The 13,062-nt window shown below is 74.3% G+C and carries 14 protein-coding genes; 9 read left to right on the top strand and 5 right to left on the bottom strand.

Features of this window, described 5'->3' with window-relative positions:
* Nucleotides 1-9: 9 nt before the first annotated feature.
* Nucleotides 10-429 (bottom strand): signal peptidase I, encoded by a 420-nt coding sequence (locus ACQYWQ_RS10840; RefSeq protein ID WP_431034101.1) that lies wholly within the window; start codon nt 427-429, stop codon nt 10-12.
* A 95-nt stretch (nt 430-524) separates the two neighbouring features.
* Here ACQYWQ_RS10840 and trpS point away from each other — a divergent pair, with 95 nt between their 5' ends.
* A complete protein-coding gene (gene trpS, locus ACQYWQ_RS10835) occupies nt 525-1,538 on the top strand; it encodes a tryptophan--tRNA ligase (protein ID WP_431034099.1) in 1,014 nt (337 codons plus the stop codon).
* A 334-nt stretch (nt 1,539-1,872) separates the two neighbouring features.
* Complete coding sequence (locus ACQYWQ_RS10830) at nt 1,873-2,457, top strand: 2'-5' RNA ligase family protein (protein WP_431034097.1); 585 nt, start codon at nt 1,873-1,875, stop codon at nt 2,455-2,457.
* Between the two features lie 81 nt (nt 2,458-2,538).
* Here the strand turns inward: ACQYWQ_RS10830 and ACQYWQ_RS10825 are convergent, their stop codons facing one another.
* Nucleotides 2,539-3,327, bottom strand: coding sequence for a decaprenylphospho-beta-D-erythro-pentofuranosid-2-ulose 2-reductase (locus ACQYWQ_RS10825; protein ID WP_431034095.1), 789 nt, complete (start codon nt 3,325-3,327; stop codon nt 2,539-2,541).
* Between the two features lie 252 nt (nt 3,328-3,579).
* On the opposite strand from ACQYWQ_RS10825, the gene ACQYWQ_RS10820 reads away from it, so the two are divergent.
* Nucleotides 3,580-4,581: a YihY/virulence factor BrkB family protein gene (locus tag ACQYWQ_RS10820; protein ID WP_431034094.1), complete on the top strand. Its 1,002-nt coding sequence runs from the start codon at nt 3,580-3,582 to the stop codon at nt 4,579-4,581.
* 33 nt (nt 4,582-4,614) lie between these two features.
* Here ACQYWQ_RS10820 and ACQYWQ_RS10815 read toward each other — a convergent pair whose 3' ends face one another.
* Nucleotides 4,615-5,970 carry a D-alanyl-D-alanine carboxypeptidase family protein gene (locus ACQYWQ_RS10815; protein ID WP_431039143.1) on the bottom strand — a complete coding sequence of 452 codons (1,356 nt, stop codon included), beginning with the start codon at nt 5,968-5,970 and terminating at the stop codon, nt 4,615-4,617.
* A gap of 379 nt (nt 5,971-6,349) precedes the next feature.
* Here ACQYWQ_RS10815 and ACQYWQ_RS10810 point away from each other — a divergent pair, with 379 nt between their 5' ends.
* The 4 genes from ACQYWQ_RS10810 to ACQYWQ_RS10795 all read left to right on the top strand — a co-directional run bounded on the left by ACQYWQ_RS10810 (nt 6,350) and on the right by ACQYWQ_RS10795 (nt 9,326).
* Nucleotides 6,350-6,601: an SCO4848 family membrane protein gene (locus tag ACQYWQ_RS10810; protein ID WP_431034093.1), complete on the top strand. Its 252-nt coding sequence runs from the start codon at nt 6,350-6,352 to the stop codon at nt 6,599-6,601.
* 52 nt (nt 6,602-6,653) lie between these two features.
* Nucleotides 6,654-7,994: a metallophosphoesterase gene (locus ACQYWQ_RS10805; protein ID WP_431034092.1), complete on the top strand. Its 1,341-nt coding sequence runs from the start codon at nt 6,654-6,656 to the stop codon at nt 7,992-7,994.
* 127 nt (nt 7,995-8,121) lie between these two features.
* A complete protein-coding gene (locus ACQYWQ_RS10800) occupies nt 8,122-8,892 on the top strand; it encodes an SDR family NAD(P)-dependent oxidoreductase (RefSeq protein ID WP_431034090.1) in 771 nt (256 codons plus the stop codon).
* A 14-nt stretch (nt 8,893-8,906) separates the two neighbouring features.
* On the top strand, nt 8,907-9,326 hold the full coding sequence (locus tag ACQYWQ_RS10795; protein WP_431034089.1) for a MerR family transcriptional regulator: 420 nt from the start codon (nt 8,907-8,909) through the stop codon (nt 9,324-9,326).
* A gap of 72 nt (nt 9,327-9,398) precedes the next feature.
* Here the strand turns inward: ACQYWQ_RS10795 and ACQYWQ_RS10790 are convergent, their stop codons facing one another.
* Nucleotides 9,399-10,619, bottom strand: a complete 1,221-nt coding sequence (locus tag ACQYWQ_RS10790; protein ID WP_431034087.1) for a S8 family peptidase — start codon at nt 10,617-10,619, stop codon at nt 9,399-9,401.
* A 332-nt stretch (nt 10,620-10,951) separates the two neighbouring features.
* Between ACQYWQ_RS10790 and ACQYWQ_RS10785 the strand changes: the two genes are divergently transcribed.
* Both ACQYWQ_RS10785 and ACQYWQ_RS10780 read left to right on the top strand, forming a co-directional pair.
* Nucleotides 10,952-11,176, top strand: coding sequence for a DUF4287 domain-containing protein (locus ACQYWQ_RS10785; RefSeq protein ID WP_431034086.1), 225 nt, complete (start codon nt 10,952-10,954; stop codon nt 11,174-11,176).
* Nucleotides 11,177-11,469: 293 nt separating this feature from the next.
* A complete protein-coding gene (locus tag ACQYWQ_RS10780) occupies nt 11,470-11,766 on the top strand; it encodes a DUF4190 domain-containing protein (protein WP_431034085.1) in 297 nt (98 codons plus the stop codon).
* A gap of 12 nt (nt 11,767-11,778) precedes the next feature.
* Here ACQYWQ_RS10780 and ACQYWQ_RS10775 read toward each other — a convergent pair whose 3' ends face one another.
* On the bottom strand, nt 11,779-13,026 hold the full coding sequence (locus ACQYWQ_RS10775; RefSeq protein WP_431034084.1) for an MFS transporter: 1,248 nt from the start codon (nt 13,024-13,026) through the stop codon (nt 11,779-11,781).
* Nucleotides 13,027-13,062 lie beyond the last annotated feature (36 nt).

Here is a 13,062-nt window from a genome sequence, read left to right as displayed (position 1 = left end):
CCCCGCTCCTCAGGCGCCGGAGGGGCGCACTCGCGGTTGCTCCCCGTCGACCCGGTATCCCGGCACCGACGGCCACCGCACCGTCATGACCACCGACTCCTCCTCGGCGACCCAGGAGTGGTCCACGCCCCTGCCCCACACCACGTAGTCGCCCTGCTCCTCCAGCAGCACGCTGCGGCCCGGGAGTTCGACCCTGAACCGGCCGCTGATGAGGACGAGCAGCGCTTCGCGCACCTCGCCCCGCACCCACTGCGCCCGCGTGTCGCCCGCCGGGTGCACGCCCCACTTGATCTCCACGGCCTCGCTGTGCCGGGGATCGCCCTCCGGCTTGAAATGGCCGAGGAGCCAGCCGCGGTCGAGCGCCGCGTCCTTGCCCGCCTTGCCCACGTAGACGTGCGCGTCGCGCACGGGGACGTTCTCATCGTTCATGGGCGGGGACGTTACCGGCGGCCGGGGCGGCGGCCCGCGCCCGCTCCCCCCAACCTGCTCCCGTTCCCCGTGCGGTACCTGAGACAATGGGCCGCATGGCCTCTGAACGTTCTCGTGTGCTCTCCGGAATCCAGCCCAGCGCGGGCTCGTTCCACCTCGGCAACTACCTGGGCGCGGTCCGCCAGTGGGTGGCCCTCCAGGAGTCGCACGACACGTACTACATGCTCGCCGACCTGCACGCGATCACGGTCGCGCAGGACCCCGAGGCGCTGCGTGCCAACACGCGGCTCTCGGCGGCGCAGCTCCTCGCCGCCGGGGTCGACCCCGAGCGCAGTGTGCTCTTCGCGCAGAGCCACGTCCCCGAGCACGCCGAGCTGGCCTGGGTCATGAACTGCCTCACGGGCTTCGGCGAGGCGTCCCGCATGACGCAGTTCAAGGACAAGGCGGCCAAGCAGGGCGCCGAGGGCACGACGGTCGGGCTCTTCACCTACCCCGTGCTCCAGGTCGCCGACATCCTCCTCTACCAGGCCCACCAGGTCCCCGTCGGCGAGGACCAGCGCCAGCACGTCGAGCTGACCCGCGACCTCGCCGAGCGCTTCAACGGGCGTTACGGCGAGACCTTCGTCGTCCCCGAGGCGTACATCCTCAAGGAGACCGCGAAGATCTACGACCTCCAGGAACCGACCGCGAAGATGAGCAAGTCGGCCGCCTCGCCCAAGGGACTCGTCAACCTCATGGACGAGCCCAAGGCGACCGCGAAGAAGATCAAGAGCGCCGTGACCGACACCGGCAGCGAGATCCGCTTCGACCGCGAGAACAAGCCCGGCGTCAGCAACCTCCTCGGCATCTACGCCAACCTCACCGGGCTCACGGTGCAGGCCCTGGAGGAGAAGTACGAGGGCAAGCTGTACGGCGCGCTCAAGACCGACCTCGCCGACGTCGTCGTGGACTTCGTCACGCCCTTCCGCGACCGCACGCGGGAATACCTCGACGACCCGGCCACGCTCGACAAGATCCTCGCCTCGGGTGCCGAGAAGGCCCGCGAGACGGCGGCGCCGACGCTCGCCGACGCCTACGACAAGGTCGGCTTCCTGCGCCCGGCGCGCTGAACTGCGCTTTCGGGAACTTTTCGGACCCGGACGGCATGTCGCCCCCCGGTCCCCGTCGCGGTACGGGGCCGGGGCGGCCTGCGGTACGGGGGCCCGGCGGCGTGCGCGGGGGACGCGCACGCGAGCGCCGGGGGAGCACGGCGTGCGGGCTCACGCGCGGAGCGCGTGCGGCGCACGGGCGGCGCGTGACACCAGGCACACACCGGGGGCCTTGGCCCTGCCGGGTGCGGGCGCGACACTTGCCGTACCGGACCGGGACCGTACAGACCGCGCACAGCGGACACACCGTGCACGCGGCGGGACCGCCCGGGGAGACTGACACGAGGAGATGGGAGTGGACGTGGGCTCGGTCACGCTCGGCGTTTCGATCGCGGTCCCGGAGCCTCATGGCAGCCGCCTCCAGCGACTGCGCGCGGATTTCGGGGACCCGGCCGCGCACGGTATCCCCACCCACATCACGCTGCTCCCGCCCACCGAGGCGCCCGCCGAGGCGCTGCCCGCGGTGGAGCGGCACCTCGCCGAGGTCGCGGCGAGCGGCAGGTCCTTCCCGCTGCGCCTCGAAGGCACGGGCACCTTCCGCCCGGTCTCGCCCGTCGTCTACGTGCGGCTCGTCGAGGGCGCGGACGCGTGCGCGTGGCTCCAGAAGCAGGTACGGGACGCCTCCGGGCCCGTCGCGCGCGAGCTGCAGTTCCCGTACCACCCGCACGTGACCGTCGCGCACGGCATCGCCGAGGAGGCGATGGACCGCGCGCAGACCGAGCTGGCCGATTACGCGGCGGCCTGGGACTGCACGGGCTTCAGCCTCTACGAGCAGGGCCACGACGGCGTGTGGCGCCGCCTGCGCACCTTCTCCTTCGGCGCGGGCGCGGTCCCGAGCCAGCCGCTCCGCCCGGACCAGGCCCCGCGCCCGATCGGCTGAGCGAGCGCCGCGGGGCCTTCGTCCTCGTCCCGTCCCCCGGATCAGAGGTCCCGTCCCCGGGTCGGGTGTCCCGTCCCCCGGTCAGACGGGCAGTCGCCGGAAGAGCGGGCGCGGGACGTGCCGCAGCCCGGCCATGACCGGGCGCAGCGCCGCGGGGACCCACACCGTCTCGCTGCCGCGTCGCAGCCCGCGCTCCACGGCCTCGGCGACCGCCTCCGGCGTCGTCGCGAAGGGGCCTTCGAGGCCGAGCACCCCGTTCGCGTACTCCTCCGGCACGAGCGCGTCCTGACGGCGGCTGCGCACGACCCCGGGCCGCACGACGAGGACGCGCACGCCCGTCCCGTACAGCGCGTCGCCGAGCCCCTGCGCGAAGGCGTCGAGCCCCGCCTTCGACGAACCGAAGATGAAGTCCCCGCGCCGCACGCGCTCGCCCGCGACCGAGGAGAGCACGACGAGTGCCCCGTGCCCCTGCGCCTGGAGCCCCATCCCGCACACGAGGCCCGCCGAGACGGCGCCCGTGTAGTTCGTCGCGGCGACGCGTGCCGCGGCGGCGGGGTCGGCCTCGTCGTTGAGCTGGTCGCCCGCGAGGCCGAAGGCGAGGAGTACGAGATCGACGGGCCCCTCGGCGAAGACCTTGCCGAGCACCTCGGCGTGCGAGGCGGGGTCGAGCGCGTCGAAGTCGACCGTGTGCGTCCTCGCGCCGAGGGCGCGCAGCTCGGCGGCCGCCGCGTCGAGCGCGGGGCCCGGGCGGCCGGCGAGCCACACGGTGCGGGTGCGGCGGCCGATCATGCGGCGCGCGGTGGCGAGCCCCAGCTCCGACGTGCCGCCGAGCAGCAGCAGTGAACGGGGCGGGCCGATCGGGTCCTGCATGGCGTACTCCTCGGGGTGGGGTGCGCGCACGGGGGTGTGCGGCGGGCGCGCGGTGACCGTATCGCCCAGCGCATCAGGAATACCCCCAAACCGACCGAAAACTCACCGTATCGGGCTACCGCACGGGTCCGCTCCCGCCCCGCCGGACTGTGCCGCCCCCCGCCGGGGCACATGGTGGCCAGACCCCCCGGTGACCTGGCCAGGTACGGGGTAGGCGGACAGCACGGCGCTCGGGAGGGGCGGACAACACCTATGGACTGGCTCACGAGACTGCCGGTGATCGGGGCGTGGTGGGCGCGGCTCATGCGCACCCACGCCTGGCGCTGCTACGAGCGGCTCGACGACGTGCGGTGGGCGCGGCTCGCGGCGGCGATGACCTTCACGAGCTTCCTCGCGCTCTTCCCGCTCCTCACCGTCGCGGTCGCTGTCGTCGCCGGTGCCTTCGGGCAGGACCGCGTCCACGACCTCGAATCCCGGGTCAAGGAGCAGGTCCCCGGCATCGCGGACCAGCTCGACCTGCAAGGACTCGTCCAGAACGCGGGCACGGTCGGGGTCGTGGCCGGTGCGGCGCTGCTCTTCACGGGCATCAACTGGGTCGGTTCGATGCGGGAGTCGCTGCGCGCGGTGTGGCGGCTGCCCGAGGACCCGGGGAACTTCTTCCTGGCCAAGGTGCGGGACACGGGCGTCCTGATCGGCCTCGGTGTCGCCGGGCTCGTCACCGTCATCGCCTCGGCGGCCTCCTCGACGGCGATCGGCTGGACGGCCCGCCAGCTCGGCATCGCGGAGCACGGCGCGGGCGGCGTCCTGCTGCGTGCCCTGTCCTTCGCCGTCGCCGTCGGCACCGACTTCCTGCTCCTGCTCTACGTCCTGAGCCTGCTGCCCCGCGTCCACCCCCGGCGCCGCCGCCTCGTCTTCGCCGCGCTGATCGGCGCGATCGGCTTCGAACTGCTGAAGCTGCTGATCGGCGGCTACATCTCGGGCGTCGCCTCGAAGAACATGTACGGCGTCTTCGGCGTCCCGATCGCCCTCCTGCTGTGGATCAACTTCACCGCGAAGCTGCTCCTGTACTGCGCGGCGTGGACGGCGGTCGAGGGACGCGCGGAGGTGGCCGAGAGCGAGCGCGCCGAGGAGGCCGAGGAAGCGGGTCTGACGGCGGCCGCGGAGCCGGGAGCCACGGCGGAAGCGGACGGCCGCCTCCGCAAGAGGGGGCGGCCGTCGGGGGCGTCGCGCGCGACGGGGGGAGCGGGGGGCTGAACGGGGCGCGGGGGTCTCAGGGGCGCGGGGGTCTCAGGGGCGCGGGGGCGCGCCCTGGTCCGTACCGGCCTCGTCGGGTCCCTCGGCGGGCCCCGTACCGCTGCCGCCGCTCAGCCCGGGGGCCGCGGGCAGGGGGCGTCGGCGGCGGACGACGAAGACGACGCCCGCGAGGACGACGAGGACGCCGCCGCTGACCGCGAGCGCGGTGCCGAGGCCGCCGGAGCCCGTGTCGGGTCCTGCCGCGCTCGCCGCGCCCCCGCTGCCCTTGCCCCCGGCCGCCCGCTCCGCGGCGGCGGCGTCCTTGCTCGCCTTGGCGCGCTCGGCTTCGACGCTGCGCGGCGGGACCAGCTCGCCGACGGGGGTGACCTTGCCGTCGGCGGCGAAGCCCCAGTCGAGCAGGCGCGCGGCCTCGCGGTAGACGGCCTGGGTCTCGTCGTACTCGGGGTGCATGACCGTCACGAGGAGCTTGCGGTCGCCGCGCTGCGCGTACGCCGTGTAGGTCGCGCCCGCGTTGGTCGTGTTGCCGTTCTTGACGCCCGCGATGCCCTTGTAGGGCTGGAGGTCGTAGGCGCCGGTGAGCAGGCGGTTGGTGTTCTGGATGCCGAAGTGCTCGCGCGGCTGCCGCTCGGGCCCGGCCTGCCCGTCCCCCGCCTGCTTCTTGTCCTTCTTCTTTTTCTTGGCGAACTCACCGGGGAACTGGGCCTCGGCCGTCGAGCAGTACTCGCGGAAGTCGGCGTTCTGGAGGCCGTCGCGGGCGAAGAGCGTGAGGTCGTACGCGCTCGACACCTGGCCCTTCGCGTCGTAGCCGTCGGGCGTGACGACGTGCGTGTCGTTCGCTTGCAGCTCGTGCGCCCGCGCCTGCATGTCCCTGACGGTCTGCGCGACACCGTTGTTCATCGAGGACAGGACGTGGACCGCGTCGTTGCCCGAGCGCAGGAAGACCCCCAGCCACAGGTCGTGCACCGAGTAGGGCAGGTCCTCCTTGATGCCGACGAGGCTGGAGCCCTCGCCGATCCCGTCGAGGTCCTTCAGCGTGACCTGGTGCACCTTGTCCTTGGCGAACTTCGGCAGCAGCGTGTCGGCGAAGAGCATCTTCAGGGTGCTCGCGGGGGCGAGCTTCCAGTGCGGGTTGTGCGCGGCGAGGATCTCGCCCGACTCGGCGTCGGCGACGAGCCAGGAGCGCGCGGTGAGCTTCTTCGGCAGCTTGGGCGCCCCCGTGCCCGGCGCGACCTGCGTGCCGGGCAGCGCGAGCCGCGCCCCGCCCGTCGTGGAGGTGTGGGCGGGAGGGCGGGGGCTCGCGGAGCCGTTGCCCGAGTCGGCCAGGGCGGGGCTCACGGCCACGGAGAGGGACAGGGCGGCGGCGGCAGCGCAGGCGGTCAGGGAGAGCACCGGTACGCGCTTTTTCGTAGCGGACACGTTCAGGAACGTACCTGTGCTGTCATCGGTGGCAACCGGGGAGGGGGCGGAGGGGGCTGCCGAACGGGGGAGGCGGAGCGCGGTGGCGCGTCGGCCGTTCGGGCGGCACGGCGCCGGGTCGGCGGCGCGGGGGCTTGCGCGGCGGGCGGGCGGCCGCCCGCCGCGCACCGGTTCCTCGGCCCGCACCGGTTCCTCGGCCCGTACCGGTTCCTCGGCCCGTACCGGTTCCTCGGCCCGTACCGGCTCAGCGGTCGCGTACCGCCCCGGACGCTCGCGCGTGATTCGTCCCGCATCGGCCGTCTTGTCCGCACCCCGGCGCAGGGCGCGGAGGGCCCGGCGCGATACTGGGCCCATGAAGCTCAGCCGCCCGGTCTCCTGGTTCCTGCTCGTGTTCGGGGTGTGGAGCTGGATCATCTGGATCACTTTCGCCAAGAACTTGTGGAAAGACGGCAGCGGTCTCGCCTTCGACGACGCCGGCGACCCCACCACCTATTTCTGGGTCCACCTGCTGCTGGCGGTCGTCTCCTTCCTTCTGGGGACGGTTGTAGGCGCCATCGGGTTCCGGGGACTGCGCGCGCTGCGGAAACGTGATCTTCCGGTGTGACCCTCCGCGCCGATACGGGAACCAGGCGGCGCCGACCGGCCGTTGACGCGGCATGGTGATCCTCTTCGGCGCGGCCCTGCTGCTCGTGCTCGCGCTCCTCGGCCTGGCCCACTGGTACCTGTGGCGCCGCCTCGTCCGCGACACGACGCGCGGCCCCGGCCCGGCCCGCACCGTGGGCACGGTCTTCTTCGTCGCGGCCCCCGTGCTCATGCTCGCCGCCTTCGCGGGCTCGCGCGGGCTCCCTTTCGGGGTGCTGCGCCTCGTGGCCTGGCCGGGGTACCTGTGGGCGGCGCTCGCGCTGTACCTGCTCATGGCGGTGGCGATCGGCGAGTTGCCGCGCCTTCTGCTCTTTCGGGTGATACGGGGGCGGTACGGCCGGGAGGGTGAGGCGGGCGCCGTACCGGAGGCCGTCCCGGCGGCCGTGGGGGAGCCGGGGCCCGTACCGGCGGCCGCGGGGGAGTCCGGGCCGGGGCGGGAGGAGCCCCCGCGGCCGGAGACCCCGCGGCCGGAGACCCCGCATCCGGAGCGTCCGCGTTCGGAGACCTCGCGTCCGCGTCCCGCCCTCGCCCCCTCCCGCCGTCTCTTCGTCTCGCGGATCGTCGGCGGCGCCGCGGGCGCGGCGGCGCTCGGCACGGTCGGCTACGGGGCGTACGGCGTACTGCGCGGCCCGCGCCTGAAACACGTCACGATCCCGCTCGCCAAGCTGCCGCGCTCCGCGCACGGCTTCCGGATCGCGGTCGTGAGCGACATCCACCTCGGCCCGATCCTGGGGCACGCGCACACGCGGCGGATCGTGGACACGATCAACGGCGCCCAGCCGGACGCCGTGGCGGTGGTCGGTGACCTCGTGGACGGCTCGGTGGCGCAGCTGGGGCACGCGGCGCAACCGCTGAGCGACCTGCGCGCGCGGCACGGCGCGTACTTCGTCACGGGGAACCACGAGTACTACTCGGGCGCGGACGAGTGGATCGACGAGGTGCGGGAGCTGGGCCTGCGCCCGCTGGAGAACGCGCGCGTGGAACTGCCGGGCTTCGACCTGGCGGGCGTCAACGACATCTCCGGCGAGGACCACCACGCGGCCCCCGACTACCGGAAGGCCCTCGGCGACCGCGACCCGGACCGCGCCTCCGTCCTCATGGCCCATCAGCCGGTGATGATCCACGAGGCGGTCAAGCACGGCGTGGACCTCCAGCTCTCCGGGCACACCCACGGCGGCCAGCTCTTCCCCGGCAACCTCCTCGCCCGCGCCGCCAACCCCACGGTCGCCGGACTCGACCACTACGGCGACACGACGCTCTACGTGACACGCGGGGCGGGGGCGTGGGGGCCACCGGTCCGCGTGGGGGCGCCGTCGGACATCACGGTGATGACGCTGGCGGCGGCGCGGGCGTGAGGCGGCGCGGGCGTGCGGCGGCGCGGGCGTGCGGCGGCGCGGGCATGAGGCGGCGCGAGCTGCCTGGCGGCCGCGCGGGCGTGCGGCCTTGACCCTGACACTGGCGGCAGGGTCGCAGAGTGCGGGCATGACGACACCGGAGAAGACCGCCCCCCGCCCCCGTACCGTCCTGGTCACCGGAGCCGGTACGGGTATCGGCCGCGCGACGGCCCGCGCCTTCGCGGCCGAGGGGGCCCGGGTGTGGGCGGTGGGCCGCGGCCCCGGGCCGCTCGCGGGGACGGCGGAGGGCACGGGCGGCGCGGTCGTGCCGCTCGCCGTGGACATCACGGCGCCGGACGGGCCCGCGCGGATCGCGGCGGCGGTGGCGGCGGAGACCCCGTACCTCGACGTCCTCGTCCACAACGCGGGCATCGTGCGCGCGGCGGCGCTCGCGGACCTCGACCCGGCGGCGGTCCGCGCGCAGACGGAGACGAACCTGCTCGCCCCGGCCTTCCTCACCCAGGCGCTCCTGCCGTCGTTGCGGGCGAGCGGCGCCGGCGTCGTCCTCAACGTGACGACGTCGGTGGACGGGCGCGCCTGGCCGGGGAGTTCGGTGTACGCGGCGACCAAGGCCGGCCTGGAGAGCCTGACGCGGAGCTGGGCGGTCGAACTGGCCCCGCTCGGTATCCGCGTGTGCGCGGTGGCGCCGGGCGCGGTCGGCACACCGATCGGCGAACACCAGGGGCTGAGTGCCGCGCGGCGGGCGGCGCTCCGGTCGTGGCAGCTCGCGCACACGCCGCTGGGGCGGCTCGGTCGCCCGGAGGAGATCGCGTGGGCGCTGACACGGCTCGCGGGGCACGACGCCGCGTTCGTGACGGGAGCGGTGTGGGCGGTGGACGGCGGGGCGGTGGTGGCGTGAGGGAGGAGCGCGGGATGCGGATCGGTGAGGTGGCCCGGCGGACGGGCGTGAGCGTGCGGGCCCTGCGGCACTACGAGCGGGCGGGACTGCTCACCTCACGGCGCGAGGCGAACGGGTACCGCGACTACGCGGACACGGCGCTCGTCCGCGTGCGCAACATCCGCCACCTCCTGGACGCGGGCCTGACCCTGGACGACGCCCGTGCCTTCCTGCCGTGCCTCGACGGCGACGTGCTCGCTGCGCCCCCCTCCCCCCGTCTCCTCGCGGTGGCGCGCGAGCGGCTGGCGGTCCTGGAGCGGCGGATCGAGCGCCAGGAACGGGTGAGGGACCGGCTGCGGGAGGCGCTGAGCGAAGCGGCCGGGGACTCGGGGCGTGCGGGGAAGGACGGAGGCTCTCGGGAGGCCGGGTGGGTGCGGGGCGGCGGGAGCGGCTGAGCGCGCGCACGGCCGTGACGGCCCCCGGGGGCTTCCCGGGGGCCGTCAGGCGTCATGGTGTGGCGCAAGGTGTCACTGGACGATGTTCAGGAGGCGGTTCGGGCTGCCCGAGCCGGGGCTGGTGACGACGCCCGTCGACGCGCCGGCGACGAGGGCCGAGGAGACCTGGGCCGGGGTGGCCGAGGTGTGGCCCGCGAGGTAGACGGCGGCCGCGCCCGCGACGTGCGGGGTCGCCATCGAGGTGCCGCTGATGGTGTTGGTGGTCGTGTCGCCCGTGCCCCACGCCGAGGTGATCGACGAACCGGGCGCGAACAGGTCCACGACGGTGCCGTAGTTGGAGTAGCTGGCCTTCGCGTCGGTGTTCGTCGTCGCGCCGACCGTGATCGCCTCGCTGACGCGCGCCGGGGACTTCGTCGAGGCGTTCGTCGACTCGTTGCCCGCCGCGACGGCGTACGTCACGCCGGAGGCGATGGAGCGGCGCACGGCCGCGTCGATCGTCGAGTCGGCGCCGCCGCCGAGGCTCATGTTGGCGACGGCGGGCTTGACGGCGTTGGCCGTCACCCAGTCGATCCCCGCGACGACCTGCGCCGTGGTGCCCGAGCCCGCGTTGTTGAGCACGCGGACGCCCACGACCTTCGCCTTCTTCGCGACGCCGAACGACGTCCCGGCGATCGTCGCTGCCACGTGCGTGCCGTGCCCGTTGCCGTCCTGCGCCGTGTTGTCCTTGTCGACCGCGTCGTAGCCGTAGGAGGCCCGGCCGCCGAAGTCCTGGTGCGTGATGCGGACGCCCGTGTCGATGACGTACGCCGTCACGCCCTGCCCCGCCGAGTCCGGGTAGGTGTAACTACCGTTCAGCGGAAGGGACTTCTGGTCGATGCGGTCCAGGCCCCAGGACGGCGGGTTGGACTGCGTGGCTTCGGCGGTGAACACGCGGTCCTGCGTGACCTTCGCGACCGCGGGGTCCGCCGCGAGTCTCTTCGCCGCGCTCTCGTCGAGGTGCAGCGCGTAGCCGTTGAGCGCGGCCGAGTACGTACGGTCGATGGTGGCCCCGTACTTCTTCGCGAGCGCCTTGCCGGCCGCCGAACCTGCCTTCGGCGCACCGGCGTTGAGCGTCACGACGTAGCTGCCGGAGACCGAGCCGGCCACTCCGGCGTTCTCGATCACGCCTTCGGGGGCCGCCGAGGCGGGCAGCGCGACGACGGTGCTGAGCGCGAGCGCGGCGACGGCCGCCGCACTCAGCCCGGCCAGGGTGCGGCGGGTGGTGCGGGGGCGGCGATCTGTCTGAGGTGCCATCGGAAGGGTTCTCCTCGTGGATGGTGGTGTGGGGGTGCGGCGCGCACGCGGGCGAGTTGTGTTGTGCGCATGACAAGCCCGCGTCGGGGTGGCCCGGTACGTGCCGTGCCGGGCCCCGCCGAACGGAATACTCCCGACCGCCACCACCTCCGCACAAGGCCGTCCCGCCGTGCTTGGCCGGATGTCATGCGACAGTCATTCGGTAGCAACACAGCTTCACAGCACGGGAGTTGAGGGATACGGGCCGACTCGTCACGGCTGCGCCGATGAACTTTGCCCGCGGGTCCGGTCACCCCTTCCGTACGGCACACCCGCGCGAAAGGACGCACGTCATGAGCACCGCACCCGTCCCGCCCGCCAAGGGCCCCGCCTCCTACTTCCCCGCCATCGAGCGCACCTACGGCCGCCCCGTCGCCGAGTGGCTCGGCCTCGTCCGCGCCTCGCCCCTCACCCGGCACGGCGAACTCGTCACCTGGCTCAAGACCGCTCACGGGATGGGGCAGGGGCACGCGAACGTGATGGTGGCGTACGTGCGCAGGGAGAAGGGCGAGGCGTGAGGGGCTGCGCGCCCGCCCGCTCGCTCGCCCGGCCCGCGCCTCGCGGAGTGCGGTGGCCCCCCGGCCCGCGCCTCGCGGAGTGCGGTGGCCCGCCCGGCACGCGTCTCGCGGGGCGCGATCGCCCGTCTGCGCCCGCGCTCCCGTCCCCGCCTCCCCGAAGCGGTCACACACCCGCGCCCCGGCCTTCACCGTTACCGTCGGTAAAGTCCATCTCGCCCTTCTACTGTTGCGGCGCTGACCTGCGCGAACGCGGGCCGCACGGGAGAGAGTGGGAGAGCGTGGAGCCGGGTTTCATGACTGTCGACTACGGGACACAGGCCGCCGCGCCCGCCGAACCGGACGCGCGGCCCAACAGGCTCGCCCTCGCCGGGCTCGTCTTCGGCCTGCTCGGCCTGCTCCCGCTGCCCGTCCTCGGCCCCGTGCTCGCGCTGTGCTTCGGCGTCGCGGGCGGGCGCAAGGCGGACCGGGGCGAGGCCGGAGGGCGCGGGATGGCGACGGCGGCGATCGTGCTCGGGATCGTCGGCTGCGTCTGCGCGGTGCTCGGGATCGTCGTGGGCTTCATCCAGCTCACGGGGCCAGGGGCGCGGTGAGGCGCGCGCCCGTCACGTGAGCGAGGGGGCCCGTACGGGTGCGGGCTCCCCGCCGAAGCCCGGGACACGCAGCCCCCGTACCTCCGGCACGAGCGCCGTGCCCAGACAGGCAGCGGCGACCACGACCGCCGCGCCCGCGAGCGGCACGCGCGGTCCCCACCACCCGGCGAGCAGGGGGCCGAGCACGTAGCCGAGCGGCATCGCGCCCAGCGACAGCAGCCAGTCGTAGGACGTGACGCGGGCCAGCACCTCGCGCGGGACGACCCGTTGGAGCACCGTCTCCCACACCGGGTTGGTGAAGCCCAGGCTCACCATCGAGAGGCCGTACGCGGCGATGATCCACGCAGTGGGGGCGCCCGTGGCGAAGAGGGCGAGCGGGGCCCCGTAGGAGGCGCACGCGAGGTTGACGACCAGGACGGGGCGGCCCGGGCGCACGCGGTGGGCGAGGAGCGCACCGCACAGCAGGCCGGCCGTCCCGGCCTGGGCCACCGCGAGCCACGTGCCCTCGCCGCCGAGGTCGCGGACGGCGAGCACGGGCCCGAGGACGGCGAGGAGCGCGGCCGCGCCGTTCCACAGCCCGTGGGCGATGAGGCTCGACCAGTACCACCGCCGCGCCCGGACCTCCCGCCAGCCCGCCGACAAGTCCCGCAGCAGACCCTCGCGTTCGGCGGTGGCCTGCGGACGCCCGACGCCGCGCACGAAGAGCAGGAGCACGGCGCTGAGCGCGAAGCCGAGCCCGTCGACGAAGAAGGCCCAGGGGACGCCCGCGAGGGCGAGGAGGGCGGCCGCGAGCCCGGGGCCGCCCAGCTGGGCCAGCGAACGGACGATCCCCATCAGGGAGTTGGCCGCGTGCAGGTCCTCGGTGCGCACGACGGCGACGAGGAGGGGCGATTGCGCGGGGCTCGCGAAGGCGGAGGACACCCCGCGCAGTGCCCCGCAGGCGGCGATCACGCCCAAGTGCGGGGTGGCGCCGAGGAGTTCGAAGCCGGTGACGAGCTGGGTCAGGCAGCGGACGAGGTCCGCGCAGACGGTGAGCGTGCGCGGGTCGAGCCGGTCGCCGAGTACGCCGCCGAGGGGGAGGGCGAGTAACTGCGGGACCATCGTGCAGCCCAGGACGAGCGCGAGTGCGGAGGGGGCGGCGTCGATGCGCAGGACGGCGATCGCGAGCGCGGTCGGGACGACGGCGTCGCCGAGCAGCGAGAGCGCGCTCCCGGCGAAGCGGTAGCGGAAGGCGGGGTTGCGCAGGAGGAGGTGCCACATGCGCGGGTACGATACTTCGGCGCCGAATAATTCGCT

It is taken from the genome of Streptomyces sp. P6-2-1 (assembly GCF_050613165.1).
Lineage (GTDB): Bacteria > Actinomycetota > Actinomycetes > Streptomycetales > Streptomycetaceae > Streptomyces.
This window is presented reverse-complemented; position numbering and strand designations above follow the sequence as displayed.

Bases quoted from the DNA above. Each gene is read 5' to 3' on its own strand.
- ACQYWQ_RS10795 (WP_431034089.1), top strand. From the start codon at position 8,907: ATGCGGATCGGTGAGGTGGCCCGGCGGACGGGCGTGAGCGTGCGGGCC.
- ACQYWQ_RS10840 (WP_431034101.1), bottom strand. From the start codon at position 429: ATGAACGATGAGAACGTCCCCGTGCGCGACGCGCACGTCTACGTGGGC.
- ACQYWQ_RS10805 (WP_431034092.1), top strand. From the start codon at position 6,654: ATGGTGATCCTCTTCGGCGCGGCCCTGCTGCTCGTGCTCGCGCTCCTC.
- ACQYWQ_RS10790 (WP_431034087.1), bottom strand. From the start codon at position 10,619: ATGGCACCTCAGACAGATCGCCGCCCCCGCACCACCCGCCGCACCCTG.
- ACQYWQ_RS10800 (WP_431034090.1), top strand. From the start codon at position 8,122: ATGACGACACCGGAGAAGACCGCCCCCCGCCCCCGTACCGTCCTGGTC.
- ACQYWQ_RS10775 (WP_431034084.1), bottom strand. From the start codon at position 13,026: ATGTGGCACCTCCTCCTGCGCAACCCCGCCTTCCGCTACCGCTTCGCC.
- ACQYWQ_RS10810 (WP_431034093.1), top strand. From the start codon at position 6,350: ATGAAGCTCAGCCGCCCGGTCTCCTGGTTCCTGCTCGTGTTCGGGGTG.
- trpS (WP_431034099.1), top strand. From the start codon at position 525: ATGGCCTCTGAACGTTCTCGTGTGCTCTCCGGAATCCAGCCCAGCGCG.
- ACQYWQ_RS10785 (WP_431034086.1), top strand. From the start codon at position 10,952: ATGAGCACCGCACCCGTCCCGCCCGCCAAGGGCCCCGCCTCCTACTTC.
- ACQYWQ_RS10780 (WP_431034085.1), top strand. From the start codon at position 11,470: ATGACTGTCGACTACGGGACACAGGCCGCCGCGCCCGCCGAACCGGAC.
- ACQYWQ_RS10820 (WP_431034094.1), top strand. From the start codon at position 3,580: ATGGACTGGCTCACGAGACTGCCGGTGATCGGGGCGTGGTGGGCGCGG.
- ACQYWQ_RS10825 (WP_431034095.1), bottom strand. From the start codon at position 3,327: ATGCAGGACCCGATCGGCCCGCCCCGTTCACTGCTGCTGCTCGGCGGC.